Below are 24,923 nucleotides of genomic sequence, written 5' to 3'. Positions count from 1 at the left end.
GCCCATCGAATTCCGGAACGCCGGAGATCGGCGTATCTGTCAACCAAACTTGGGTAGACCCACATGAAAACCTTTTCTGCTACACCGGCAGACATCGAGAAAAAATGGATCATCATCGACGCTGAAGGCGTCGTGCTGGGCCGTCTTGCATCGATTGTCGCCATGCGCCTGCGCGGCAAGCACAAGGCATCTTTTACTCCGCACATGGACATGGGTGACAATGTCATCGTGATCAACGCGGACAAGATCCAGCTGACCGGCAAAAAACGCACCGACAAAACTTACTATTGGCACACTGGTCACCCGGGCGGCATCAAATCCCGCACGGCTGAGCAAATTCTGGAAGGTAAATTTCCAGAGCGTGTCGTGACCAAAGCGGTACAACGTATGTTGCCAGGCAACCGTCTGAGCCGTCAGGTTATGACTAACCTGCGCGTTTATGCAGGTGCAGAGCATCCACACGAGGCGCAAAGCCCAGAAGTTCTGGATGTAAAATCCATGAACTCCAAGAACACGCGGAGCTAATCAATGGCTGATCAAATCAATTCGCTCGAAGAGCTGACCGAAGTCGCCGGCATCGAAGCCGTCGTAGAAGTCGCCGCGCCACGTGAACCTGTTCGTGACGAACTGGGCCGTGCATATGCTACAGGCAAGCGTAAAGACGCTGTTGCTCGTGTTTGGATCAAGCCGGGTTCCGGTAAGGTCGAAGTTAACGGCCGTACTATGGACAAGTATTTTGCACGCCCCGTGCTGCAAATGATCCTGCGTCAGCCGTTTCAGGTTGCCGGTGTTGAAGGTGAGTTTGACGTTTATGCAACTGTCAAAGGCGGCGGTCTTTCAGGTCAGGCCGGTGCGGTTAAGCACGGCATTTCGAAAGCTCTGCAGCTTTATGAACCCTCGCTGCGTGGTGCTCTGAAGGCCGCGGGCTTCCTGACACGCGACAGCCGCGTTGTGGAACGTAAGAAATACGGTAAGCGCAAAGCGCGTCGTTCGTTCCAGTTCTCGAAGCGTTAAGCTTTTCGCCGAACCGTACCAAAGTTCAAAGGGTGCCGCCTGCGGGTTGCGCCCTTTTTTCGACCTGCAAGTTGTGACTTAGGATCAGTATTCTTGGTTCGGTGCATTTGCCTGTCCGGCAATTGGGCTGTATAGCCCGGTAAAACCACTTTCGAACGAGGCCGGTCAATGCATATCGCACGTCCGCTCTGGCGTCGCACACCGCCAGCTGTATTTCCAATCTGTCTGGCGCTTCTGGGATTGGGGCTAGGCTGGCGAAATGCGTCTGAAGTGCTGCCTCTTGCCCATGAAATCGGCGATTTGTTTCTGGGCTGCGCATCGGCCTTCTTTCTTTATTTTCTGGTGGTATATACGGCAAAGGTCGTGGCCCGACCTGCCGTCATTCTGGAGGATATGCAAAGTGCACCCGCCCGTGCTGGAATTGCCGCAGCAGCCATGGCCATGATGCTGTTGGCGGCGGCTTTGATCCCGCTTGGTCTTTCGGTACCGCAGGTCTGGTGGACGGGCGTGGGTATGCAGGTTGTGGCCAGTGGTTTGGGGTGTTGGGCGATCTGGCTGGATCCACCAGAGAAACGAAATTTTTCTACGTTTCAGTACCTAACATTTGTGGGCCCGGTTGTGGGGCCAATTGCGGGCCTCCAGCTTGGCTATGTCTGGGAAAGTGTCGCTTTGATCTATGCTGCACTCGTTGCATATGTGGTAATAACTATTGGTCTGCTCTTCACGATACGCCCCCTCCAGATGCCAGTTGTTTTGCGCCCGTCACTGGCGATTTTCTTGGCGCCAAATTGCCTTTTTGGAATTGGATTTGGCCTTCTTGGACATGAGATCGGATTCCTGGTTTTCTACTGGTTCGCTACAGCGATTGCTGTGCTGCTGTTGGTGATATCGCCCTGGATGATCAAGCGCCCTTGGACACCTGTCTGGGGCTCGCTTTCTTTTCCGGTCGCCGCCTTTCTGCAATTGCAGGTCATGGGGCTTTCGCGCGGTTTTGGGGTGATTGCCGAGGTTTCAGTCTATGGCGCGTTGGCGATTGGAACTCCATTGATTTCCGGGCTTGCCTACATGACGATCTTGACTTGGGTAACAGGTGAATTGGCCGAAAAATCTGGTGCCGCGCGGGCGTGAAGCTAGGTTCATTGCACGGTGTGATCAGGACCAGCACCCGGACACAATTCCCGATCCCGCTTTCCAAAAGGTCTTTGGGTGAAAGCGGGCTTTGGGTGCCCGGAGAGTATCATGCAAACAGCTCCACAACGTCTTGGTCCAAGATTTCGAACGATACAAATTCAAAGGGCTGCCAACTGGCAACCCTTTTTGTTGAATTATGGTCAGTCCAAAAGATCTGGTCGTATGTACCAATCATCAAACCGCGACACGGGTTCAAGCACGCGTTTGTAGCCGTGAGATGTCAACAGCCTGAACAAATCTTCGCGCTGTGGTGCAAAATTGTGTTCGACATTTAAAACACGAAATGCGCGTGATTTGAAATCAAAGGCGTTCAGGATTTCAAATTCACTGCCTTCTGTGTCGATCGACACGTAATCCAGGATGTCGGGTGCATTATGCTGATCCAAAAGATCGTTCAGCGACACGGATTCAACCGAATAGTTTTGACCGCGCAGCTTCCGTTTTGAATTGGAGAAGGCTGAAATGCTCGAGTTTTCACCTCTGGGAGCCTCGGTGAACTGAATGGACTCGCCTGTCAGCTTCCAAACACAGCGGGTGTCGATAATGCATTTCCTCCTGGATTTTAAAGCGTCATGCCAACCCCTTGCAGGCTCGCTCAGGATGCCATTCCAGCCAAACTGGCATTCCATCAGGAAAGAGTTGTTATGCGCCAATCCGTCAGTTGCGCCAAACTCCAGAAAAAAGCCATTCCGCTTAAAGTTCAGTTGTGCCAGAGCAAACAAATCTTGACGCACCTGACTTTGAGATTGATCCAGAAGGTCAATACATTGATTGCGAACCTCTGGCGGCATGGCGCGGATGAACTCCAAATCAAAGTAACCACGCTCTCGCTCCTTAAGTTGCTTCAGGCGATCGCTCTTGGTGATTGTTTGGTTGAGTATAGATTTGGACATTTTGGGTCTCCCGGCTTGGGGGCAACGTAAGTGAGTGAATCATGAGTTCCAACAGGAATACGACTTAACCGTCGGGTTTTATCAATCCCAACCCGCGCAAATAAACCCCGATCCCGCTTTCCAGAAGGTCCTCGGGTGAGAACGGGCTTTGGGTTCCCGGAGAGTTCCGCGCAAACAGCTCAACAACACCATGGCTCATGGCCCAGATATGGGCCGAAAACATGCTGGCAGGCGGGCGTTTGTCAGATGGGATATGCTGGCTAAGATCCATGGCCGCTTTTTCCATGACGCCACGCGCCCGGGCGGCAACTTCGGCCAGTTCCGAGGTGCGGTTCACCGAAATGCCGCTTTCAAACATTGCGATGTAGTGCCCTGGATACTGACGCGCAAACGCCAGATAAGCACGGCCTGTGGCCTCAAATGAAGCCAAAGCAGAAGGTTGGCCTTTGTCATAGGCGTATTGCATCAGGTCCGCAAAAATCTCATAGCCTTGGCGGGCAGCTTCGGCGATCAGGTCTTCGCGGCCTTCAAAGTGACGGTACACGGCGGCCGGGGTGACGCCGGCCTGTTTGGCGGCTTCGGACAAGGTAAAGCCTGTCGGGCCTTTGGCTTCGATCAGCGTAAACGCTGCTTCGACCAAAGCTTGCCGCAAATTGCCATGATGGTAGCCACGCTTACGCATTCCAGATGTCCGGTCCGCCGCAAATCAACCCGTCGACCTTGCCGATAGCACTGTGATTTTTGCGATCATAGTCCAGCGATGACAGAATGTGTCGCACTGCCGCGAGGCGGGCGCGGCGTTTGTCATCTGACCGGATCACAGTCCAGGGTGTTTCCGGTGCGTGGGTGCGCTCGAGTGTTTCCTCAATCGCGGACGTATAGTCATCCCACATTTTTAGCCCTTCAACGTCAATCCAGCTGAGTTTCCATTGCTTTAACGGGTCAGATTCGCGTTTGAGAAAACGGCGCAACTGTTCAGCGCGACCGACATTTAGCCAAAACTTGAACAAGTGAATACCTTCATCGACCAGCATTTTCTCGAAATCGGGAACCTGCGTAAAGAAATGGGCGCGCTGAACATCATCGCAAAAGCCAAACACTTTTTCGACGACACCCCGATTGTACCATGAACGATCGAAGAATACGATTTCACCACCGGCGGGCAGGTGGTCGATGAAGCGTTGGAAGTACCATTGGGTTTGTTCGACCTCTGAGGGCTTTGGTAGAGCGACAATGCGCGCGCCTCGAGGATTAACATTCTCCCGGAAGCGTTTGATTGTACCGCCTTTTCCGGCGGCATCACGCCCTTCAAAAACAATCGCAACACGCGCGCCAGTGTCTTTGGCCCAACGTTGCACTTTGACCAGTTCGACTTGTAGTGCCGCCATTTCTGCGTCATAAGCCTTGCGGTTCAGCCGCTCTGAATGTGGATAGTCACTGTCAAGAATGTCACCCTTTTCGGCAAACTGGATGGCCTGACGCACGCTGTCAGGCGCATCGTTTCCGTAGTATGCGCTGATCGCTCCTTCAAAGGGCAGCTCCATGAAACCTCTCCGTTTTTTCTTAATATGGACGCGGAGAGCGCCTAGTGCAATCCGGCGCGGGTTGCCGCCCTGTCGATTGCGGCTACGACCTCCTTGGGCGCGACATGATGGGGCATATGCCCGATGCCGGGCAGGAGGGTCAGATGTGCCCCCTGAATTCGACTCACCAGACGCTCGGCATGGTTCCAGGCCGGAACGGTAGTGTCCTCTTCTCCGTGCACGATCTCAGTTGGCACTGATATGCTGCCAAAATGGGGCTGTAACGCCCGGATTTCCTCTAACAAGTTGGCGCGTTGCAGCCCATTGGCCCTCAGCGTTTTCCGCCGTAGCGTAAGACCGGGACCGAAATATGCGCCATAGCCTTTGGGTTCGTCCTGCGGCACAAATACGCTGGCCAGAACTTTGTCAACGTGAGCATCGGGTACAAAAGCCGTGATTAGAGGAATTGTCAACGGTCCCAACCATTTATGAGACACGATGCGATAATATGTGTTTAGAGGTGAAGCCCAGATACAGGATACGGCAGCAACAGGCACAAGCGCAGAAATCCGGTCTGGAAACCGTGCAGCCCATGTCAAAGCAACCGCGCCGCCATAACTCTGGCCCATAACGATCGGTCTGTCCGCCCCTAGTTGCGCCGCGGCCTCACTCAGCAGATCAGCCTGTTGTTCTAACGTGGCCCCGGTTTGGTTGATCCGGTCAGAATATCCAAGACCGGGACGATCAAAGATCAGTAGCCGGTAACGATCCTCGAGGTGTTGTGCCAGTTCAAAGGTCATATCCCGGGTTGATCCACTAGCCCCATGGATCAGAACAAGATCCGGACCTTTGCCACGCACTTCCACATGCACTCTGTGACCATTGACGTTCAGAAATTGCCCGCGCGGTGGATGGCTGAATTCCGCGCGTATTTCGTGGCGACGGGCTTTCCAAATCACAAAGCTCAAAAAAACCGACATAGAAATTACATAGAAAACAAACAGGTTACTTCCCAATCTCGCTCATATCGTAGGGGGTGGTCTCATAAATTTCGGTAATCCAATTGCCATACAAAAGGTGCGCGTGACTGCGCCAACGGTTCATCGGCGTTTGGCTGGGATCATCTCCTGGATAATAGTTCATCGGCACATTGATTGGGGTGCCTTCGGCCACATCCCGATCATATTCCTGCTTAAGCGTGCCACTGTCATATTCAAAATGGTTGAAGATATAGATGGCGTTATGCGCGGCATCCTGAACCAAACAGGGGCCGGAGTCTTCGCTGCTCAGTAAGGTTTTCAAGCCGTCGGCGGCATCGATCTCGTCCTGTTTCATCTCGGTCCAGCGGCTAACCGGAATGACACAATCATCTGAGAACCCGCGCAAAAAATGCGACGCGGGGTCTTGGTTGCTATGTCGAAAGCAGCCAAAGGCCTTGTGGTCCAGAATGTGTTTTTTGACGCCGTGGAAGTAGTTGATCATAGCCATCCCACCCCAGCAAACGCCAAAAGTGGAATGCACATGAGTCTGCGTCCACTCAAAAACCTCGCACATTTCCTGCCAATAGGTCACCTCGTCGAATGGCATATGCTCAATCGGGGCACCGGTGATGATCAGCCCATCAAATTTTTCACCTGAAGCTTTGATTTCCTCAAAGGGGCGGTAGAACTCAGCCATGTGCTCGGCCGCTGTATTGCGTGTTTTGTGTTCGCTCATACGGATCAAAGACAGTTCAATCTGCAATGCCGTAGCGCCGATCAGGCGGGCAAACTGGTTTTCGGTCTGAATCTTTTTGGGCATCAGGTTCAGCAGGCCAATGCGCAATGGGCGAATATCTTGCCGGGCTGCCTCACGCTCCGACATGACCATCACACCTTCGCGCGAAAGCACGTCAAAGGCGGGTAGGTCGGAAGGCAGTTTAATAGGCATCGGTCTGGTCTTTCCTGAAAGAAGCTTTGCGGGTTACTCGGTTGGTTCTGTGCGTTCAATGGCACGGGCGATAAGATCGTCGAAATCCGCGGCCGATTTAATTTTCGCAACCTCTTCGGCCGTGACGGTCACACCCCATTTTGACATGGCTTGGTACAAAGGTTGACGATGCGCCAAAGCGGCGGAATAGGTCCAGCGCACAAAGGCATTCGGGTCAACCTGATCTTCGGCAAGTTGGCTTTCTGATAGATATTGATCCCAGCGGGAGGTCAAGAAATCTGCCTGATAATACATAGGCTTGGGGGCCTTGTCGAACCGGCGCGCCAGTTCGTCTGCATGGGCATCTGATCCTTTGATCCAGACCATCAGCGTGTTGTCAGCAAGTGAATTCAGCACAGGATCATCTGGGTTGTTTGGGTCGACAACCTCGCAGATGGACCCGCCAGTATCACAGACAAAATTGTCATACCCATAAAGGTCATGCGCCCGATCAATAAAGGGGGCTGTGTCCAGCAATGCAGAAACTTCCGCTGCGTGGTGCTGCTCTTGGCGGCGCAGGTATTCCGCAAACGGCACGCCCCCCTGTTCGGGATTGCCGGGTTTGCCCAAATAGGCAGACAATGGGGCGAGATTGTTGAACGTGATATTGGAGCCGATATAGATCGAGTCTGTCATCAACAACTCGCGCAGGAATGGCACTTTCATTGCCTCAGATTTGGCGTTGTCGGCGATATGTTCGCCCATGTAACGCGTACCAATGCGGTAATCGACCGAGTAATGAAACCAGTCACCACTGTCGCGCAACAGATTTGAGACATGGGTTTTGCCCAGGCCTGACATGCCAAACAGCAGTACTTTTTTGCGCGGCGCATTGCGCCAGTCATCTGCGGATTTGTAGATCATCGCCTGACCCTCTGGTTTCATGAGGTTTTGGTAACGGGGGCAGGGCGTTGGGTCAAACGGTTATGCGGGATCACATGGCGAGAAAGAGAACCATCTCGTCCATCGTTCGCTTCATTCCTGCGGTTTTTTGGAAGTTCGGGTTTTGAGCCAACCAAACAAACGCCCATCCAAAACCAAAAGCCCCAAAGCCAACAGGCCAAACCCAGTGAATGCATTGGCTGAAAGGGTCTCTCCAAGGATCAGAGCCCCAAGTCCGATGGCGAAAGGTGGAATCAGTAGCGTGACCAGCATGAGATTGCCGCTGCCAGCCATAGCGAGAACCCGGTAATACAAAAGGTACGCGCCTGCAGTGGCGATCACTGAGAAGTAGGCCAGCGCTGCCCATGTTTGAGGCTGAAGGCCAAAACGAAACGGGCCGTCGACGATCCAGGCTGCTGGAAGAGCGATCAGAGCCGAGCATGTCACCATTCCGGCAGCCGCCACCTGAGGCGTGAGGCCAGCAAGCTGTTTGCGCGCCCAGACACCTGCAAAAGCATAGGACAAAGTGGCGCCAAGCGCGGCGAACTGTGCCACGCTGGTAATGTTAATCGCGGTAAGATTTTGGAATCCAATCACTGTAACGACGCCCAGAAACCCTATGACCACTCCAAGTGTTTTGCGGGCGCTTAAGCGTTCGTCAGCAAAGAAAATGGCTGCTACGACGACGCCAAAGATGGCGGTTGCCGCGTTGAAGATCGAGGTGAGCCCACTTTCGATATAGAGTTGGCTCCAGTTTAGGAGCGTGAATGGGATGATATTGTTGAGCAATCCCATGACCAGAAAAGCGCCCCAAACGCGTGGAGAACGTGGGATTGATAGCTTCAAAGAGGCGACAGCCATCCACAAGACAAGTGCAGCCCAAAACGTTCGGTGGGCAACCGCCGTAAGTACGCCAATTTCGTTTAGGGCAATACGAACAGCCAGAAAAACGCCGCCCCAAACAATCCCGAGCAGCAATAATTCGGCCCATGCACGGACGGATATGGTTTTTTGAGAAAGCTGTGTCATGTTTTCCGGGTACCAGCAGGTTTAACGGGAAGCACTCCGAAACATGCGCAAAAAACGACCAATTTCCTACTTATCGAAAGGCAAGGTGAAAGGGCTTCAGACCAGAACAGCCTTTGTAGCACTGCTTCGTATGGCTGCGATTTAGGCGTTAAATAGTCGTGTTTCGCTTAGTATGTTCAGATAGTTACCCGCAAAAATGACCGCTGCGCCAAGCAGCACAAACATGTCCAAAGGTTCATTGTAGAATAGCATCCCGATCACGGCGATTGCAGGAAGCCGGATGAAATCAATCGGGACGACAACTGTTGCAGGAGCGATGCTAAGAGCAGTTGTCAGGCAAAAGTGTGCCAACAAACCAGCACATCCGATCAGAATCAACCACGGCGCGGTTTGTGCCGAAGGCAAGGTGATATCCATGTCCCAGCCTGCACAAATGATGCCAAATATGGCTTGCATTGTGGTGAGGTAGAACAGAATGCAGGTGATGCTTTCGGTGCGCGTCAGCCGCTTTGTCAACATAATGGAAATTGCAAAGCCTATGGCAGAAAGTGCTGCAGCTATAACACCTGCGTTGATCGGGCTGGCACCTGGGCGTGCGACAATGAGGATACCTATGAACCCGAGAATTGCGGCAATCGCTCGGGTCGACGTCAAACGCTCTTTCAACACAAATGGAGATAACACCAAGACCCAAAGCGGAGAGGTGAACTCAAGCGCAAAGACCTGAGCTAGCGGAATGAGCGTGAGCGCAAAAAACCACAGGTTTTGTCCGGCAAAATGGGCGGCGTTGCGAACAAAATGTACACCCAGAGAGCGGCGCGTGATCTGGGACTGCGTCCGGGTCAAAGTCGAGATCACAACAACGATAACAACACCGACGAAACTCCGGTACATCATGATCTCAAATGTATCGAGTTCCGTGGCAACTGCACGTCCTGCAATGGCCATGGATGAAAATGAAAGGATTGCGCCGCTCATCCACAAAGCCGACCGCAGGATGTTGTTCATTCGGCCACCGTACAGCAGCCAGTCAAAAGGATTGGGGTTTGTCCGCGTTGAGTCAGTACATGAGCCGTGATCGGCCACTCGCGTCCCGCCAAAGCGCAACTGACTTCGTTCACCAGCACGATAGCCGTGTCAAAATCGGCGATCAGCGTGTAGGCACGCGGCCAGTTTTCCTGACCTTCGGCAATGTTGGATTGTGGAATCTCAAAGTCGGTTTTTCGACCAAACCGTATTTGTGCCTGAGTCTCAGTGAGGGTGAGAAACCAATCTGGTTCGTATCCCTCGCAAGTGAGCGGAGGAGCGGCAAAGGCTGAGTTGCTGACGGCAATCAGGCCAAGTGCTAGCATTCTGGTGATCACAGGGCATCCCTTGCGGTTGTTTACGACAGGACATCATTCCCTGAGATGATCAGAATTATCTAGAAAATTCGACGTGAAGAACACTTTTCTACAAATGTTTGGCCCATGGAAACCAAAGCGCCACCCGGTTAGGTGGCGCGAGGTCAGAACTTATTCCCACTCAATCGTGCCCGGAGGCTTTGAGGTAATATCATAGGTCACCCGGTTGATGCCTTTGACTTCGTTGATGATCCTTGTCGCGGTTTCCCCCAGGAACTCGTGGCTAAAGGGGAAATAATCCGCTGTCATACCATCCACGGAAGTGACTGCGCGCAGAGCGCAGGCAAAATCATATGTGCGGCCATCGCCCATCACGCCCACGGTGCGCACGGGCAGGATCGCGACAAACGCCTGCCAGATGTCATCATACAGACCGTGTTTACGAATCTGGTCGATGTAAACCGCGTCTGCCTCACGAAGAATTTCGAGCTTTTCACGAGTGATCTCGCCGGGGCACCGAATAGCAAGGCCGGGGCCAGGGAACGGGTGACGACCGATAAAGCTGGCAGGCAAGCCCAATTCGTGCCCCAAGGCGCGGACTTCGTCCTTGAACAACTCGCGCAGGGGTTCGACCAGTTTAAGGCCCATTTTTTCGGGCAGGCCGCCGACATTGTGGTGGGATTTGATCGTGACAGACGGGCCGCCAGAAAAGCTGACGGATTCAATCACATCCGGGTAAAGCGTGCCTTGAGCAAGGAACTCGGCGCCGTCGATCTGATCCGCGTATTTTTGGAATACATCGATAAACAGTCTGCCAATGATCTTGCGCTTGGTTTCAGGGTCGCTTTGCCCATCCAATTCGCCCAGAAACAGCTCGGTTTCGTCGGCATGGATAACTTGAAGGTTCATGTTGTCGCGGAACATTGCGACAACCTCTTTGGCTTCGTCTTTGCGTAAAAGGCCGTGGTCGACGAAGACGCACGTCAGTTGGTCGCCAATCGCTTCGTGCAACAAGGCAGCAGCGACCGACGAATCGACCCCGCCAGACAAACCGCATATGACTGTTTTGTCGCCAACCTGATCCTTGATCTTACCGATCATTTCATCGCGGTAGGCGCCCATGGTCCAGTCGCCCGTAAACCCGGCCAGTTTGACAAAATTCTCATAAAGCTTGGCGCCGTTTGGTGTGTGGTGCACCTCGGGATGGAACTGAACCGCGTAGAAATGACGCTTGGTATCTGCAGTGATCGCAAAAGGCGCATTGGGCGAGGTGCCGTAGACCTCAAACCCGGGTGCGATTTTGCTGACGTGGTCACCATGCGACATCCAGACTTGCTCGTCCCCGTCCGCAAACCAGCCGTCCAGAATGTCGAGATCATTTTTTTGAGTGACGTAGGCGCGGCCAAATTCGGCTGTACCGTGGCCGCTGTCGACGTGACCACCAAGCTGTTGCATCATCATTTGCTGACCATAGCAAATACCCAAGATCGGGACGCCAAAGTCGAAGATTTCCTGCGGCACACGCGGAGACCCTTCGCGGGTCACACTGTCGGGGCCACCAGAAAAGATAATCGCGCGGGGCGACATCTCGTGCACCACATCCATGGTGACATTCTGATAGGGGTGGATTTCGCAATAGACGTTTAGTTCACGCAGGCGACGCGCAATAAGCTGCGTAACCTGGCTGCCAAAGTCGATGATTAATAGGCGTGCATGCTGTGTCATAGCGAGGCTCTAAGTCAACCGCGCTGTCAGTGCAAGAATGCAAATGATCCCAGCTGCCAAAAATCCCACCAGAAAGGCCACGAGACGTCGCGGATGGCTCCTTTAACGGCGTAGCTGTCCGCCAACTCAACCCTGCCAAATATAGCTTTGGATCCAGAAAACATTGGAGACAACATGCCCATAAGCCTTGATCAAGCTGCCATCAATCTCGCTTTAGCGCTGCTTTGCGGTGCCATTATTGGCTCAGAACGGCAAGTGCGCCAACGAATGGCAGGTTTGAGAACAAACGCCCTGGTGTCAATTGGGGCGGCGGGTTTCGTGATATTCTCGGCCCTATATCCTAATGAAGTCAGTCCCACGCGGGTTGCAGCACAAGTTGTGACAGGGATCGGTTTTCTTGGTGCTGGTATTATTTTCCGCCACGGATTCACCATCCACGGGCTGAACACGGCTGCAACCCTTTGGTGTTCTGCCGCTGTTGGGTTGATGGCGGGGGCAGGGGCTGGGTTATTTGCGCTTTTGATGACGGCAACGATTGTGTTCGTGAATCTTGGCTTGCGACCGTTGGTCAAGTGGCTGAAGCGCAAGACGCAAGCCGGGCAACCCTTGTGTTTGGAATACCGTATTCGAGTCACTTCCAAAGAGAAACATGAACAGAAAGTGCGACAGATACTGGTTCATAAACTTTCTCTTCCGGGACTTAGTGTGATCGCAATGGATGTTCAGAGCGAAGACCATGAAACAGGTTTTGATGTTCTGGTAAGTGTCGAAGACAACAGCGACAGCATACTGAAAGCCGCCATAGCGCCTTTGATGATCGAGCCAAGCATTCAATCTGTGAATTGGGAAATGGCTGAAGTGTGATGTCAGATCAAATTGTTTGGGAAGCAATCCCGGCAGAATGTCGCTTTTCAACCTCAAAGGCCGTTATCCTTCGGCGCAATGGCATTCGGGCCGATTAAAACCATAGAGGAAACGTAACACCTTTGGGGTGAGGGGAAGTCATGCCAGAAGCAAGAACAGGTCGTCGGGGTCGTGGAGGCGGAGGTGCTGCTCGCCGCGCTGAGCGCAGTGCAGTGTCGTTTGAGACTGCAAAGTACATTCAGCGCAACATCCCGAATTTCGAAGTCCTCAACGAAGAAGCTATTGAGATCATCGAATACAATGCCGAAACTATTCTGGAAGAGGTCGGTGTCAACTTCGTCGACAATCCCGCCGCGCTTGATCGCTGGCGTGAAGCGGGTGCCGATATCACTGGAGAACGTGTGCGCATTCCGCGTGGTTTGGCCCGCAAATTGTGTTCAACAGCCCCTTCCGAATTCACCCAACACGCGCGCAACCCTGAAAAATCGGTTGTTATCGGTGGACGAAACCTGGTGTTGGCACCGGTCTATGGCCCGCCCTTCGTGCGCGACGTTGCAGGCGGCCGCCGTTATGCGACCATGGATGACTTTAACAAATTCGTGAAGCTCGCCTATATGTCCAAATGGTTGCACCATTCGGGTGGCACTGTTTGTGAACCCACCGACATTCCGGTGAACAAACGCCATCTGGATATGTTGATGGCGCATATGACCCTGTCAGACAAACCATTCATGGGATCGGTGACAGAGCCCAGCCGGGCTCAAGATTCGGTGGATATGTGTGGCGTTTTGTTTGGTGAAGACTTTGTGCAGAACAACACAGTGATGACCTCGCTAACCAACATCAATTCGCCGATGACCTTTGACGATGTGATGATGGGCTCGCTTGAGGTTTACGCTCAGAACAATCAGGCTTGTATCATTTCGCCCTTTATCGTTGGCGGCGCGATGGCGCCCGTTTCGGTGGCGGGTACGCTGACACAGGTTCTGGCCGAGGTTTTGGCTGGCGTGGCTTATAGCCAGATTGTACGCCCCGGTGCTCCTGCCATTTTTGGCGCCTTCGTGAGCTCGATCGACATGAATTCCGGCGCGCCGACTTTTGGCACGCCAGAAGCGTCTCTGATCACCTATGGCGCGGGTCAGCTGGCACGCCGTCTGGGGTTGCCGTATAGGTCTGCGGGTTCCTTCTGCGGCTCAAAATTGCCTGACGCGCAGGCAGCTTATGAAACCGCAAACTCGCTGAACATGGGGCTCACCTCTGGGGTGAATTTCATGTTGCATTCCTGTGGCTGGCTAGAAGGTGGACTGGTTGCAGACTTTGAGAAATTCGTGATGGATGCGGATCAGCTTGGTGCGCTGCATGGCCTGGCCAAAGGGGTCTCGGTTGACGAAGAAGCGCAGGCCATGGACGCTATCCGAGAAGTCGGCCCCGGTGGTCACTATCTTGGATGTGCGCACACCCAGGCGAACTTTAAAACTGCGTTCTGGAAGTCTGATCTGCTTGATTACAAACCCTATGAGACCTGGGAAGAAGAAGGCGCGCGAGATACGCGCAGCCTGGCCTCGGCCCGGGTCGAAAAGCTTTTGGGGGATTACCAGAAGCCAGCTCTCGAGCCGTCTGTCGAAGAAGCCCTGCAAGCCTTTGTCGCACAGCGGAAGGAATCCATGCCGGATTCTTTCATGTGATTTAGGCCAATGTGTCGGCAGTATTCACCGTGGGAGAAGTGCGCAACAAGCGTGCCTCTCCCATGATCGCAATCAAAATGTCAACATGATGCACAATTGAGTACCCGGCGTCCCCGCTGCGCCGTTGGTCGTTCATGGCACGTTCCTTTTCCACAAGTTGCATCAACGCTGCGCCATTTTTGGGTAGGCGGCCATACCCAAGGTGCCGTTTCAGGTGCTGCTCGCGCTGATATTCATCCACCCCATGTCGTGCTGCACGTATCAAAAGCCGTGGGCGGCGCAGGTCTTTGAGCAGGCTTAGAATATCTTTCATAATGTGAGTCCTTTCGTGTTTTCTTGAAAGGATACTCAACTTATGCGGGTGTTGCGTTGTGCTTGGGTCCGGCGCACGGGTGATTTTGAGACTGTTTATGAATTGGAAACAATCATGTCTTCACGGGCTTATTTTAACAGCTGGGTAACAAATAAGCTCTAATTTGTGGACAATTTTACGTAAAACCTGTGGGAAACTATGGGAGTCTTACTGACCTTAATGGGGCGCGACATGACGGCAAAGACACAAACACACTTGAGATCGAAATGGCCGCCAGTCGCTGTGCAAAGGTATTTGCTGCACACGGAAAAGGGGTTGTCGATCCGTGAAATTGCGCGTGCTCAAGCCAGTCATCCGTCTACCGTTATGCGCCAGATACGCAAACTCGAAAATTTGCGGGACGATCCGTTGATGGATGAAGCATTGCAGGCATTGGCTACGAATTCAGATTTTTCACCCCGCTCAGTGAAATTTGAGGAGACCTGTCAAATGAACGATATCTTGATGGACGAGAGCCTGCCAAATGAGGCCACTCTGAACCGAGAGGGCATGCGTATTTTGCGTCGCCTTTGCGAAACCGGCGCCGTTCTGGCTGTCGCCGCAGAGATGGAAAAGGCGGTCGTGGTTCGGGAAAACGACGATTCAACTGCGCGCACTGCGGTCGTGGATCGTGATATTGCACAGGCCATGGTGCTCAAAGACTGGATTGCCTGCAACACACCGGGGCGGATTTCGCGGTATCATATCACGGCAACGGGTCGCAGTGCTTTGAACCGAATGCTTGCTGAAGCGGAAAATCAGGCCCAGGGATTTGCCGAAGCCCAGGCAGCGTTCGCCGGCCCAAATCTCAGTGGTGCAGTGATGCCTGCCAAGGGGCGTCCAATGCGGTTTTCCATAGCGGATTCTCCGCTGACAGCTTTGGCGCGACGACGCGATAAATCGGGCGCGCCGTTTTTGGATGAAGACCTAGTCGTTGCAGGTGAAAGGCTTCGTGAAGACTTTGAGTTGGCTCAAATGGGGCCGCGTGACACCACCAACTGGAAACGGTTTCTCGACGGGCAGAATCCGGAAGACTATGTCACTGATACCGGCGTCAAAGGCACACCGGCCATGGCACGAGAACGTGTTGTGCAGGCCATTCGGGAATTGGGCGAAGGACTTTCGGATGTCGCGCTGCGCTGCTGTTGTTTCCTGGAAGGACTCGAGACTGCGGAAAAGCACCTTGGGTGGTCTGCTCGATCCGGCAAGATTGTGCTCAGAATCGCCCTAATGCGGTTGAGTGAATATTATCGTTCGCAATCAGGGGGTGCAGGACGTATGATTGGATAACCCCTCCAAGGGTTTTTCGCTTGAAGTTTTGAGCCAACAGCGAGCGAAAGGGCGGCGCGTTTCTAATGAAGCGCGCCGTCCGTACTCCTAAGTGCTCAGGAGCACTCAGTTGCGTTTTCACCAAAGTCTGTGCTGAGCAACTCTTTGACGTTGGCGCTTAGAATGCTGTAGGCCACATTGCCAAAAAGTTTTTGTCGCCCTTCGTTCAGAACATAGGTCGGGCTGCCCTGTACATGCATTGACTGCGCCAAATCGTAATCGGCAGCAAGGTTCGCTATGGCTTCACCGGTTTCAATCTTGTGCAGAACTCTGTCGAAATCCTGTCCGATGTCCTGGCAAATGGTCTTTTGAACGTTCCAGTTGGCGATATCCTGTGCCTCACCAAAAAATGCCTGACGTAATGCGCGTGCGGCCTTGGCAGAGGGTCGGTCTGAGTAGCTCGTTTGTTGCGCATCCGGACCTTCCAACGATTCAATGGCCTTTAGAAAAAGATGTGGGCTTGCCGAAGATCGTGGCTGAATTTTTCTCCAGACATCAGAATGCACCTTAAAGCCATCAAATTGCTCCGCAACGTCTTGGACATGCGCTGCGTATCCCTCAAAGCCGCCGCGATCTTTCCATAGGTTTTTGATCTTGGTCTGAGTGTCAGGGAAGACCGAACAATAGTGGGCTTCAACTTCAATTTTCTCGCCGAAGTTTTCCATGAGTTTTTGAAAGCTGGCTTGCCCAACATGTGCCCAAACACACAGAACATCTGAGAAGTGAACCAATTTGACCTTTGTCATGACCGAATTCCCCTTTTGTGAATGTGACACCGATAACAAAACTGTCGAACCGAATTCAATGTGACACTGTGCTAATTACAAGGTCGTATTAAAAAGGCCTGTGTGAAACACACAAGCCTTTCCGGTTTTCTACATTTCTAGAGCAGGCTCTTATGCGCTTTTCAGGCTCGCAGACTGCAAATAGTCCAAAACATTTTCTGGTGAAGACACACCATAAGGATCTTCAAGGTGGTTATCGGACAGGCCGGGTTCTTCGAACCATGCTTCGATCACACCGTCGTTGATTATCGCCGCATAGCGCCACGAGCGAGCGCCAAAACCGAGGTTATCCTTGGCTACCAGCATACCGATCTTGCGAGTGAATTCACCCGAACCGTCTGGGATGACTTTGACGTTGGACAAGTTCTGCGATTCTGCCCATTTGTTCATTACAAAACTATCGTTCACGGACATGCAGTAAATCTCATCGATACCATGCGCCGCGAAAGCCTCAGCGTTGTTTTCAAAGCCGGGCAGCTGATATGTTGAACAGGTTGGCGTAAACGCGCCGGGCAACGAGAAAAGCACTACGCGTTTTCCGGCAAAATAGTCCGCCGTTGTCATATTCTGCCAGCGGAACGGATTGTCACCGCCGATGGTTTCGTCGCGAACACGAGTTTTGAAAGTCACAACGGGGAGTTGCAGGCCTGATTTCATTTTGTACCTCATTTGGCAGATAATTGATTCCCCAAAAGGTGGGGCATCCCTATGAGTTTGAGAATTGGAAGTATTCTAATCTGAATTCAATAGGCAAAGGTGACGCAGATGTAAAAAGGCGCCGGAAACAATGCCGGCGCCCCAAGTTTCCATATATTAATGTCAATTTAGGTCGAAGCGGCCACAATTCATGACTTTGCTCCAGGCAGCGGCAAAATCACGGGCAAATTTCCCACCCGCATCGTCTTGACCGTAGACCTCGGCCAATGCGCGCAATTGAGAATTTGACCCAAACACCAGATCGACCCGCGTCGCAGTCCACTTCACGTTACCGGATGTGCGATTGCGACCCTCATAAATGCCGTCTTCGCCGCTTGGTGCCCAGTCAACGCCCATGTCCAAAAGGTTGACGAAAAAGTCGTTGCTTAAAGTACCCGGCCGGTCCGTCAGAACACCATGTCGGACGCCGCCGTGATTGGCGCCCAGCATCCGCATTCCTCCAACAAGAGCTGTCATTTCTGGTGCTGTCAGGGTCAAAAGCTGCGCCTTATCGACCAACATTTCCTCAGGCGATACTGCGAATTGTGCCCTTTGGAAGTTGCGGAAACCGTCTGCTGCAGGCTCGAGGACAGAAAAAGACTCTGCATCTGTTTGCTCAGCGGTGGCATCACCGCGTCCCAATGTCGTTTCGACATTAATTTCATGACCTGCATCACGTGCCGCTTTTTCAACCGCTGCCGCCCCGCCCAGAACAATCAGGTCGGCCATAGATACAGGTTTCGCAAAAGCAGCGCGCACTTTTTCGAGAGAGGTCAACACCCGTGCGAGTTCTTCCGGCTCATTTGCTTCCCAACCATTTTGTGGCTCTAGGCGAACACGGGCTCCGTTGGCGCCCCCACGCATGTCCGATCCACGATAGGTCGAAGCAGAAGCCCAAGCGGTTTTGACCAAATCCGACACTGACAGGCCTGACCCCAAAAGCTGCGCTTTCAATGCCGTTACATCGGCTTCGCTCAGGTCCGTTTCGGAAACTGGAACTGGATCTTGCCAGATCAACTCTTCACTCGGAACATCGTCGCCGAGATAACGTTCGATGGGGCCCATATCCCGGTGGGTCAGCTTGAACCAAGCGCGAGCAAAAGCATCCGCAAACTGGTCTGGATTTTCATGGAAACGTTTCGAAATTGGACCGTAAATCGGATCCATTCGCATTGCCATATCCGCCGTGGTCATCATTGTTGGGACCTTTTTGGAAGGGTCGTGAGCCTGCGGGGCCATGTCTTCCTCTTTGACGCCTACGGGCGCCCAGATCCACGCGCCAGACGGGCTTTTTTCCAAGTCCCAATCATAGCCAAACAGCAAGTCAAAGTAACCATTGTCCCAGTTTGTCGGATCTGCGGTCCAAGCGCCCTCAATGCCACTTGTGGTTGTGTCGCCCCCCTTGCCTGTACCATGGGCATTGATCCAACCCAAGCCCATGGCCTCGATTGGAGCGGCTTCGGGTTCCGGCCCAACAAGGTTTGGGTTGCCAGCCCCATGCCCTTTGCCAAATGTATGCCCACCCGCAACAAGCGCCACGGTTTCTTCGTCATTCATTGCCATACGCGCAAAGGTTTCGCGAATATCGCGGCCCGAAGCTAGGATGCTGGGTTGTCCGTCTGGGCCTTCAGGATTGACATAAATAAGTCCCATTTGCACAGCTGCTAGAGGATTTTCCAGATCGCGTTCGCCGGAGTATCGGCTGTTTTCGGTGTCACTGGTGGCCAGCCAAGCAGCCTCGGCACCCCAATAGACATCTTCTTCGGGCTCCCAAACATCAGCGCGACCGCCGCCAAACCCAAAAACAGGACCCCCCATAGATTCTATGGCGCAGTTGCCAGCTAGGATCAGTAGATCCGCCCAGGATATCTTGTTGCCGTATTTCTTTTTGATCGGCCACAAAAGCCTGCGAGCTTTATCGAGATTACCATTGTCGGGCCAGGAGTTTAGCGGGGCAAACCTTTGTTGGCCTGTTCCGGCACCGCCGCGGCCATCGGTTGTCCGATAGGTGCCGGCTGCGTGCCAGGCCATCCGAATGAAAAGCCCACCATAGTTGCCATAATCTGCCGGCCACCAGTCCTGACTGTCGGTCATCAAGGCGAACAGGTCCTTCTTGAGCGCCTCTTGATCCAGAGACTTGAAGGCGTCGGCATAGTTGAAATCGGTGCCCATCGGGTCGGATTTGGTCGAATTCTGATGAAGGATTTTCAAATTGAGTTGGTTCGGCCACCAATCTCGGTTTGATCGAAGTCCCACGTTGGTGGCGCCATGTGTCACCGGACATCCGGATGCACCTTTTGAACCATTTTCATCCATGAATTCTCTCCCTAATGCTTTGTTTGTTCGCGCATTTAGCAAAGAAATCTGCTTTTAAATTCAGCATCTCATTCGAATTTGGCAGATTCGCTTCGCAACACAACGGAGTTTAGAAGCATTCTAAAGATCGATCAACGAAGGATGCGCAGATTGTCGCAGTCCCAAAGGTGACGCATGGCAGACATGCGCCTATGGCCCTTTCCCAAGTGTATCTCTATGTTATGAAGCGACCCATCTGAATTGACCCGAGGTAAAGACCTTTGCGTGATCTGAAAATCCCTGAACAACGCCATCCAGAAAAGGCGCATCGCCCGGATAATGCCCAACCGCGCAAACCGAAATGGATTCGTGTGAAGGCACCAACCGGTGAGGGCTATAACGCCACTAAGAAAATCATGCGCGATAATAAGCTTGTGACGGTCTGCGAAGAAGCTGGGTGCCCCAATGCAGGCGAATGCTGGAGCCGGGGCCACGCGACCATGATGATTATGGGCGAGATCTGTACCCGAGGCTGCACATTCTGCAATATCGCAACTGGCAAACCCAGCGATTTGGATGCGTTTGAACCCGGGCGCGTGGCTGAGGCTGTTAAAAAGCTGAGCCTGAACCATGTGGTCATAACCTCAGTGGATCGTGATGATCTGGCCGATGGCGGCGCTGAGCATTTTGCCCAAACCATCCGCGCCGTGCGTCATCGCTCACCCAAGACGACAATTGAAGTCCTGACGCCGGATTTCCTCAAATGTGCCCCAGAGGTTCTTGAGGTCGTTGTTGAGGCCAAGCCGGATGTTTTCAATCACAACCTTGAGACTGTTCCGGGCTTTTACCCTTCGGTTCGCCCTGGCGCGCGGTATTTCCATTCGCTGCGCTTGTTGCAGCGTGTTAAAGAACTGGACCCATCGATCTTTACCAAATCTGGCATCATGGTGGGGCTTGGGGAAGACAAACAAGGTGTTCAGCAAGTGATGGATGATATGCGCGCGGCGGATATCGACTTCCTGACCATCGGCCAGTATTTACAACCTACGCCCAAACACCACGGGGTGGATCGCTTTGTAACGCCTGACGAGTTTAAGGCTTATGAAACCGCAGCCTATGGCAAGGGATTCCTGATGGTCTCGGCCACGCCGCTGACCCGGTCGTCCTATTTGGCGGGTGATGATTTTGCCAAACTTCAAGCCGCGCGCAACGAAAAATTCGGAGTGAATTAAGGGTAGGGGCGCCGCCCCTCATGGTCAAAATGCGGCATCTCGACCACTCACCCCGGAGTACCTCTAGCCAAATGATGGCTTAGGGGAGAATGCGGCCACGGACCATATTTGGAGTGAGGGCATCCGGCCAGCCAAACATGCGTTCAATCGCAAAAAGGGCAAGGCACAGAGCCACAATGCCAAAAACCAGCACAACCCGCCGTTTGGAGGGCGGGTTATGGACCCAATGGGCCATCCTTAGTAAATGGCGCAGGTTCATTCCTCGAAGCGCACCTTGCCGATAAAGGGCAGGTTGCGATTGCGTTGGGCGAAATCGATGCCATAGCCGACAACAAATTCATCCGGTATAGAAAAACCGATCCAGTCTGCCTTAATGTCTGCTTCGCGTCGCGAGGGCTTGTCCAGCAAGGCAATGGTTTTCAAACGGGCCGGATTGCGCGATTCCAACAGATGCATGACATGGGTGAGCGTGTGCCCGGTGTCGACAATGTCCTCGACAACGAGCAAATCACGTCCTTCAATTTCGCCTCGTAAGTCTTTGAGAATGCGCACTTCTCTACTGCTTTCCATGGAGTTTCCATAAGAGGAAGCCTCAAGGAAATCCACCTCAACCGGCAGATCAAGTTCGCGCACAAGGTCGGCGATAAACACAAATGAGCCGCGCAACAGCCCGACCACAATCAGCTTATCTGTACCTTCAAACTCTTTCGAAATTTCATCACACAGTTCTTCAATACGAGCCGCGATCGACTTGGCTGAGATCATCTGATCGATGACATATGGACGCTCTGGCATAACACCCCCTTGATTTTCCGCGCTCAGCATACGAAATGAGCGGCCACTGTCCACGTGAAATCAGGCCATGCCAACTCATTCCGAAATCCGCACCCTGCCGTATACCGCCCAACAGATGTATGATCTGGTGGCGGATGTGGCGTCTTATCCAGAATTCCTGCCGTGGTGTGCCGCCGCGCGCATTCGCTCCGAGACACCAGAAGGGGACGCGCGATTGATGCTCGCGGATCTTGTGATTTCGTTCAAAGTGTTTCGTGAAAAATTCGGCAGCCGTGTGGTTTTGCATGACGCCCGAAAGTCAGTGGATACCGAATACCTCGACGGACCTTTCAAGTTCCTGAAATCTACTTGGGATTTCAGGGATGTCGAAGGAGGATGTGAGGTGTCGTTCTTTGTGGATTTCGAGTTCCGCAATGTGATCCTGCAAAAAGCCATTGGCCTTGTGTTTGATGAAGCTATGCACCGGATCGTGCGCGCTTTTGAGACTCGTGCAGCCAAGCTTTACGGCGCGGCCTGAACCGTTAAGGTGGCCCTGAAACCCGAGGTTGCCATGATCACCCAAAGCCTGTCCGAATTCATCGTAAAAACCGACGCGAATGACATTCCCGATGCCACCCGCCAAATGCTGAGACTATCCATGTTGGACTGGGCAGCCTGTGGCATTGCCGGGGCGCCCGAACCAGTGGCTGAGATTACGCGTGGGATGGCTCTGTCTGAAGAGGGCATCGATGAGGCCCATGTTTTTGGCTGCGCGCAATCTTTGCCAGCTCGGGTAGCAGCCTTGGTGAATGGTACCACGTCGCATGCGTTGGACTATGACGACACCCATTTTGCCCATATCGGCCACCCCAGCGTTGCTGTTTTCCCGGCCGCGCTGGCAGTAGCGGAACAGCGGCACCTAACCGTGGCTGATCTGCAAATGGCGGCTCTGATCGGAATTGAGACGTCGATCCGGGTTGGTGTCTGGCTGGGGAGAGATCATTATCAGACTGGATTTCACCAAACCGGTACCGCAGGGGCCTTTGGTGCCGCTGCGGCGGTGGCAAAGCTGTTGGGTTTTGACGCACAGAAAACGGCCATGACACTCGGTCTGGTGGCCACGCGTGCCTCTGGTTTGAAGTCTCAGTTTGGCACAATGGGAAAGCCTTACAATGCCGGTCTTGCCGCCTCGAACGGAGTTGAGGCAGCGCTTCTGGTGGAGCGTGGGTTTGTCTCTAACCCCTTGGGTCTTGAGGCCGCGCAGGGGTTTGGAGCAACTCATGCTGGTCAAAACCGGGTTAGGGGCCTTGAAGGTCTGGGGCAGACTTGGCTGTTCGACGATATCAGCCACAAGTTTCACGCCTGTTGCCACGGGCTTCACGCCACGCTCGAGGCGTTGGCGGGTATGAACAGGCCTGCTGCCCGAGATGTGGAAAAGGTTGAAATTCAAACACATCCCAGATGGATTACTGTTTGCAACCAGCTGAACCCTGAAACGGGGTTGGGTGCCAAGTTCTCCTATCGCATGGTGACAGCCATGGCGCTTTTGGGGCATCCGACTTCGGCTTTGGAAAGCTATTCAGACGCCTTGTGCAAAGAGCCTGAGATTGTTGCTCTGCGGGGTAAAGTCCAAGTATGCGCCAACGCTGATTTAAGCGAAACTGAAGCCCGTGTGAAGATCACGCTTTTGGACGGTTCCATTCTTGCTGCCTCTCACGATCTCAACGCACCAATGACGCTGGAAGACCGTGAGGCGCGCTTGAAAACTAAGGCCAGCGCATTGATTGGAGGCTATCGAACAAAAGACCTCTGGGCGCTGATCATCTCGGATGTTTCGGCGCAATCGCTCGGTCACGCGATTGCATCCTGAATTTCAATTTTTCTCAAAAACTTTCGCCGGAGGCAGGCTTTCTGCCGGCTACTTTTCACAATGCAAAAAAGAGCGAGCCCGCCAAGGCTCGCCCTAATTTCACATTAAATTTGCAGCCTCATGAGTTCATATCGTAGGCGCGTTCACCATGGGCGCTAAGATCAAGACCGTTCACTTCGGTTTCCACATCCACCCGGATTGGCGTGAACATGGCGACGACCCTGACCAAAATGTAAGACACCACCAGCGTGAAGACACCCACCACCAGAAGCCCGCCAAACTGCGCGACAAATGTTCCGCCGGTATCAAACCCAAACAGGGCAAAGACCGCGATCATGATAGTGCCAAAGATGCCGCCGACGCCGTGGACCGCGAAGACATCCAGGGTATCGTCAATCTTGAACGTGTTACGTACCACATTCACCGCTTCCTGACACAGGACCCCAGCGATGGCGCCGATGATCAGTGCCTCAATTGGGCCAACAAAACCCGATGCCGGAGTGATCGAAGCCAGCCCCGCAATCGTGCCTGTAACCAGACCCACCAACGAGGCTTTTCCGTATTTGATCTTTTCCCAAAGAGCCCAGGTGAGCGACGCGGTTGCGGCCGATATATGGGTAACGGTCAAGGCCATGGCAGCTCCGCCATCAGCAGCAAGCTGAGAGCCGCCGTTAAAGCCAAACCAACCCACCCAAAGCATCGCAGCACCAATCATTACCATCCAAGGTGCGTGTGGCGGTGTAGTGCGATGGCGACGGGGCCCAAGCACAACCGCGATGACCAAGGCCGCAATACCAGCAGTTTCATGCACCACAATACCGCCTGCAAAATCCTTGACACCGGTTTCCCCAAAAATGCCGCCATCTGCCAGAAAACCACCACCCCAGATCCAGTGCACCACTGGTGCGTAGCACAACAACATCCAGAGACCGGAAAATAGCATTACGAAACCAAATCTGATGCGTTCCACATAAGCACCCACGATCAGCGCGGGCGTGATGATGGCAAAGGTCATTTGAAAGGCAAAAAACAAAACCTCGGGCAGGGTACCTGAAAGGCTGTCTGCGGTGACGCCATTGAGAAAGGATTTACCTAAGCCGCCCCAATAACCCGTGCTGCCGTCGCCAAAGGCGATTGTATAGCCAAACGCCAGCCAGAGAATGCTCATCAAGCAGGCGATGGCATAGCATTGCATAAAGACGCTTAGCACGTTGCGAGCGCGCACAAGCCCGCCATAAAACAGTGCAAGGCCGGGGAGTGTCATGAACAGGACCAAGGCTGTCGCCACGATGATCCATGCGGTGTCCGCTCCATTCATTGTCCCTTCCTTTCTTTTTGTTTGTGGTCGGTTGGCGATCACAAAGCGCAAAGAACGGGCAAATTAAAATCAAAAGCCGGGAATACATGCCTTAAACATGGGCATTTTTTGAGGTGATTAAAAAACAGGCGCCAAAGTCGCCAGCGCGCCCAATT

25 protein-coding genes are annotated in these 24,923 nt (G+C 53.2%); 9 read left to right on the top strand and 16 right to left on the bottom strand.

Annotated elements, in window-relative coordinates; all coding sequences use genetic code 11:
* The first annotated feature begins 63 nt into the window (after positions 1–63).
* The 3 genes from rplM (at position 64) to BUC32_RS07335 (ending at position 2,142) form a co-directional block, all read left to right on the top strand.
* On the top strand, positions 64–525 hold the full coding sequence (gene rplM / locus BUC32_RS07345; protein WP_073251156.1) for a 50S ribosomal protein L13: 462 nt from the start codon (positions 64–66) through the stop codon (positions 523–525).
* 3 nt (positions 526–528) lie between these two features.
* Complete coding sequence (rpsI, locus tag BUC32_RS07340; protein ID WP_073251154.1) at positions 529–1,014, top strand: 30S ribosomal protein S9; 486 nt, start codon at positions 529–531, stop codon at positions 1,012–1,014.
* 168 nt (positions 1,015–1,182) lie between these two features.
* Complete coding sequence (locus tag BUC32_RS07335; protein ID WP_073251152.1) at positions 1,183–2,142, top strand: SLAC1 family transporter; 960 nt, start codon at positions 1,183–1,185, stop codon at positions 2,140–2,142.
* Positions 2,143–2,345: 203 nt separating this feature from the next.
* Here BUC32_RS07335 and BUC32_RS07330 read toward each other — a convergent pair whose 3' ends face one another.
* From BUC32_RS07330 to guaA, 10 genes are all read right to left on the bottom strand, one after another.
* The gene (locus BUC32_RS07330; protein WP_073251150.1) at positions 2,346–3,098 is read right to left on the bottom strand and encodes an FkbM family methyltransferase; all 753 of its coding nucleotides are present in this window, start codon (positions 3,096–3,098) and stop codon (positions 2,346–2,348) included.
* A 64-nt stretch (positions 3,099–3,162) separates the two neighbouring features.
* Complete coding sequence (locus BUC32_RS07325; RefSeq protein WP_073251149.1) at positions 3,163–3,780, bottom strand: TetR/AcrR family transcriptional regulator; 618 nt, start codon at positions 3,778–3,780, stop codon at positions 3,163–3,165.
* Positions 3,773–4,642: a polyphosphate kinase 2 gene (gene ppk2, locus BUC32_RS07320; RefSeq protein WP_073251147.1), complete on the bottom strand. Its 870-nt coding sequence runs from the start codon at positions 4,640–4,642 to the stop codon at positions 3,773–3,775. The genes BUC32_RS07325 and ppk2 overlap by 8 nt, the downstream gene beginning before the upstream one ends.
* A gap of 41 nt (positions 4,643–4,683) precedes the next feature.
* A complete protein-coding gene (locus BUC32_RS07315; protein WP_073251145.1) occupies positions 4,684–5,601 on the bottom strand; it encodes an alpha/beta fold hydrolase in 918 nt (305 codons plus the stop codon).
* Between the two features lie 25 nt (positions 5,602–5,626).
* Entirely contained in the window at positions 5,627–6,550 is a 924-nt protein-coding gene (gene metA, locus BUC32_RS07310) for a homoserine O-acetyltransferase MetA (protein WP_073251143.1), read from the bottom strand.
* A gap of 33 nt (positions 6,551–6,583) precedes the next feature.
* Positions 6,584–7,453: an ATPase gene (locus tag BUC32_RS07305; protein WP_073251258.1), complete on the bottom strand. Its 870-nt coding sequence runs from the start codon at positions 7,451–7,453 to the stop codon at positions 6,584–6,586.
* Positions 7,454–7,564: 111 nt separating this feature from the next.
* Positions 7,565–8,500, bottom strand: a complete 936-nt coding sequence (locus BUC32_RS07300) for a DMT family transporter (protein WP_073251141.1) — start codon at positions 8,498–8,500, stop codon at positions 7,565–7,567.
* Positions 8,501–8,641: 141 nt separating this feature from the next.
* Complete coding sequence (locus BUC32_RS07295; protein WP_073251138.1) at positions 8,642–9,508, bottom strand: DMT family transporter; 867 nt, start codon at positions 9,506–9,508, stop codon at positions 8,642–8,644.
* Entirely contained in the window at positions 9,505–9,864 is a 360-nt protein-coding gene (locus BUC32_RS07290) for a hypothetical protein (protein ID WP_139280672.1), read from the bottom strand. Before BUC32_RS07290 ends, BUC32_RS07295 begins: the two co-directional genes overlap by 4 nt.
* A gap of 150 nt (positions 9,865–10,014) precedes the next feature.
* Positions 10,015–11,568 carry a glutamine-hydrolyzing GMP synthase gene (guaA, locus tag BUC32_RS07285; protein WP_073251134.1) on the bottom strand — a complete coding sequence of 518 codons (1,554 nt, stop codon included), beginning with the start codon at positions 11,566–11,568 and terminating at the stop codon, positions 10,015–10,017.
* A gap of 174 nt (positions 11,569–11,742) precedes the next feature.
* Between guaA and BUC32_RS07280 the strand changes: the two genes are divergently transcribed.
* Complete coding sequence (locus BUC32_RS07280; protein ID WP_073251132.1) at positions 11,743–12,432, top strand: MgtC/SapB family protein; 690 nt, start codon at positions 11,743–11,745, stop codon at positions 12,430–12,432.
* A gap of 140 nt (positions 12,433–12,572) precedes the next feature.
* Positions 12,573–14,117, top strand: a complete 1,545-nt coding sequence (locus BUC32_RS07275; RefSeq protein ID WP_073251130.1) for a trimethylamine methyltransferase family protein — start codon at positions 12,573–12,575, stop codon at positions 14,115–14,117.
* Between the two features lies 1 nt (position 14,118).
* Here the strand turns inward: BUC32_RS07275 and BUC32_RS07270 are convergent, their stop codons facing one another.
* On the bottom strand, positions 14,119–14,430 hold the full coding sequence (locus BUC32_RS07270) for a DUF6477 family protein (RefSeq protein WP_073251128.1): 312 nt from the start codon (positions 14,428–14,430) through the stop codon (positions 14,119–14,121).
* Between the two features lie 489 nt (positions 14,431–14,919).
* Between BUC32_RS07270 and BUC32_RS07265 the strand changes: the two genes are divergently transcribed.
* Positions 14,920–15,759 carry a DUF6456 domain-containing protein gene (locus BUC32_RS07265; RefSeq protein WP_322788016.1) on the top strand — a complete coding sequence of 280 codons (840 nt, stop codon included), beginning with the start codon at positions 14,920–14,922 and terminating at the stop codon, positions 15,757–15,759.
* A gap of 95 nt (positions 15,760–15,854) precedes the next feature.
* Here BUC32_RS07265 and BUC32_RS07260 read toward each other — a convergent pair whose 3' ends face one another.
* From BUC32_RS07260 to katG, 3 genes are all read right to left on the bottom strand, one after another.
* Positions 15,855–16,544 carry a DsbA family oxidoreductase gene (locus BUC32_RS07260; protein ID WP_073251127.1) on the bottom strand — a complete coding sequence of 230 codons (690 nt, stop codon included), beginning with the start codon at positions 16,542–16,544 and terminating at the stop codon, positions 15,855–15,857.
* Positions 16,545–16,694: 150 nt separating this feature from the next.
* Entirely contained in the window at positions 16,695–17,240 is a 546-nt protein-coding gene (locus BUC32_RS07255; RefSeq protein ID WP_073251125.1) for a peroxiredoxin, read from the bottom strand.
* A gap of 162 nt (positions 17,241–17,402) precedes the next feature.
* Positions 17,403–19,595, bottom strand: a complete 2,193-nt coding sequence (gene katG, locus BUC32_RS07250; protein ID WP_073251123.1) for a catalase/peroxidase HPI — start codon at positions 19,593–19,595, stop codon at positions 17,403–17,405.
* Positions 19,596–19,855: 260 nt separating this feature from the next.
* Between katG and lipA the strand changes: the two genes are divergently transcribed.
* Positions 19,856–20,806, top strand: coding sequence for a lipoyl synthase (lipA, locus tag BUC32_RS07245; RefSeq protein ID WP_073251120.1), 951 nt, complete (start codon positions 19,856–19,858; stop codon positions 20,804–20,806).
* Positions 20,807–21,061: 255 nt separating this feature from the next.
* Here the strand turns inward: lipA and hpt are convergent, their stop codons facing one another.
* A complete protein-coding gene (gene hpt, locus BUC32_RS07235; RefSeq protein WP_073251255.1) occupies positions 21,062–21,601 on the bottom strand; it encodes a hypoxanthine phosphoribosyltransferase in 540 nt (179 codons plus the stop codon).
* 67 nt (positions 21,602–21,668) lie between these two features.
* On the opposite strand from hpt, the gene BUC32_RS07230 reads away from it, so the two are divergent.
* Together BUC32_RS07230 and BUC32_RS07225 are read left to right on the top strand one after the other, a co-directional pair.
* Positions 21,669–22,118, top strand: coding sequence for a type II toxin-antitoxin system RatA family toxin (locus tag BUC32_RS07230; RefSeq protein WP_073251116.1), 450 nt, complete (start codon positions 21,669–21,671; stop codon positions 22,116–22,118).
* Between the two features lie 33 nt (positions 22,119–22,151).
* Complete coding sequence (locus BUC32_RS07225) at positions 22,152–23,450, top strand: MmgE/PrpD family protein (RefSeq protein ID WP_073251253.1); 1,299 nt, start codon at positions 22,152–22,154, stop codon at positions 23,448–23,450.
* Between the two features lie 118 nt (positions 23,451–23,568).
* On the opposite strand, the gene BUC32_RS07220 is transcribed toward BUC32_RS07225, so the two are convergent.
* Entirely contained in the window at positions 23,569–24,768 is a 1,200-nt protein-coding gene (locus BUC32_RS07220) for an ammonium transporter (RefSeq protein ID WP_073251251.1), read from the bottom strand.
* Between the last annotated feature and the right edge of the window lie 155 nt (positions 24,769–24,923).

Origin of the sequence: Shimia gijangensis (genome assembly GCF_900142085.1) — a bacterium.
Classification (GTDB): domain Bacteria; phylum Pseudomonadota; class Alphaproteobacteria; order Rhodobacterales; family Rhodobacteraceae; genus Shimia; species Shimia gijangensis.
The sequence above is the reverse complement of the archived record's forward strand: the minus strand, read 5'-3'. Positions and strand labels throughout refer to the sequence as shown.

What these genes read in the sequence shown, in the direction of transcription:
- rplM (WP_073251156.1), top strand. Translation starts at nt 64, where the DNA reads ATGAAAACCTTTTCTGCTACACCGGCAGACATCGAGAAAAAATGGATC.
- rpsI (WP_073251154.1), top strand. Translation starts at nt 529, where the DNA reads ATGGCTGATCAAATCAATTCGCTCGAAGAGCTGACCGAAGTCGCCGGC.
- BUC32_RS07335 (WP_073251152.1), top strand. Translation starts at nt 1,183, where the DNA reads ATGCATATCGCACGTCCGCTCTGGCGTCGCACACCGCCAGCTGTATTT.
- BUC32_RS07330 (WP_073251150.1), bottom strand. Translation starts at nt 3,098, where the DNA reads ATGTCCAAATCTATACTCAACCAAACAATCACCAAGAGCGATCGCCTG.
- BUC32_RS07325 (WP_073251149.1), bottom strand. Translation starts at nt 3,780, where the DNA reads ATGCGTAAGCGTGGCTACCATCATGGCAATTTGCGGCAAGCTTTGGTC.
- ppk2 (WP_073251147.1), bottom strand. Translation starts at nt 4,642, where the DNA reads ATGGAGCTGCCCTTTGAAGGAGCGATCAGCGCATACTACGGAAACGAT.
- BUC32_RS07315 (WP_073251145.1), bottom strand. Translation starts at nt 5,601, where the DNA reads ATGTCGGTTTTTTTGAGCTTTGTGATTTGGAAAGCCCGTCGCCACGAA.
- metA (WP_073251143.1), bottom strand. Translation starts at nt 6,550, where the DNA reads ATGCCTATTAAACTGCCTTCCGACCTACCCGCCTTTGACGTGCTTTCG.
- BUC32_RS07305 (WP_073251258.1), bottom strand. Translation starts at nt 7,453, where the DNA reads ATGATCTACAAATCCGCAGATGACTGGCGCAATGCGCCGCGCAAAAAA.
- BUC32_RS07300 (WP_073251141.1), bottom strand. Translation starts at nt 8,500, where the DNA reads ATGACACAGCTTTCTCAAAAAACCATATCCGTCCGTGCATGGGCCGAA.
- BUC32_RS07295 (WP_073251138.1), bottom strand. Translation starts at nt 9,508, where the DNA reads ATGAACAACATCCTGCGGTCGGCTTTGTGGATGAGCGGCGCAATCCTT.
- guaA (WP_073251134.1), bottom strand. Translation starts at nt 11,568, where the DNA reads ATGACACAGCATGCACGCCTATTAATCATCGACTTTGGCAGCCAGGTT.
- BUC32_RS07280 (WP_073251132.1), top strand. Translation starts at nt 11,743, where the DNA reads ATGCCCATAAGCCTTGATCAAGCTGCCATCAATCTCGCTTTAGCGCTG.
- BUC32_RS07275 (WP_073251130.1), top strand. Translation starts at nt 12,573, where the DNA reads ATGCCAGAAGCAAGAACAGGTCGTCGGGGTCGTGGAGGCGGAGGTGCT.
- BUC32_RS07270 (WP_073251128.1), bottom strand. Translation starts at nt 14,430, where the DNA reads ATGAAAGATATTCTAAGCCTGCTCAAAGACCTGCGCCGCCCACGGCTT.
- BUC32_RS07265 (WP_322788016.1), top strand. Translation starts at nt 14,920, where the DNA reads ATGAACGATATCTTGATGGACGAGAGCCTGCCAAATGAGGCCACTCTG.
- BUC32_RS07260 (WP_073251127.1), bottom strand. Translation starts at nt 16,544, where the DNA reads ATGACAAAGGTCAAATTGGTTCACTTCTCAGATGTTCTGTGTGTTTGG.
- BUC32_RS07255 (WP_073251125.1), bottom strand. Translation starts at nt 17,240, where the DNA reads ATGAAATCAGGCCTGCAACTCCCCGTTGTGACTTTCAAAACTCGTGTT.
- katG (WP_073251123.1), bottom strand. Translation starts at nt 19,595, where the DNA reads ATGGATGAAAATGGTTCAAAAGGTGCATCCGGATGTCCGGTGACACAT.
- hpt (WP_073251255.1), bottom strand. Translation starts at nt 21,601, where the DNA reads ATGCCAGAGCGTCCATATGTCATCGATCAGATGATCTCAGCCAAGTCG.
- BUC32_RS07230 (WP_073251116.1), top strand. Translation starts at nt 21,669, where the DNA reads ATGCCAACTCATTCCGAAATCCGCACCCTGCCGTATACCGCCCAACAG.
- BUC32_RS07225 (WP_073251253.1), top strand. Translation starts at nt 22,152, where the DNA reads ATGATCACCCAAAGCCTGTCCGAATTCATCGTAAAAACCGACGCGAAT.
- BUC32_RS07220 (WP_073251251.1), bottom strand. Translation starts at nt 24,768, where the DNA reads ATGAATGGAGCGGACACCGCATGGATCATCGTGGCGACAGCCTTGGTC.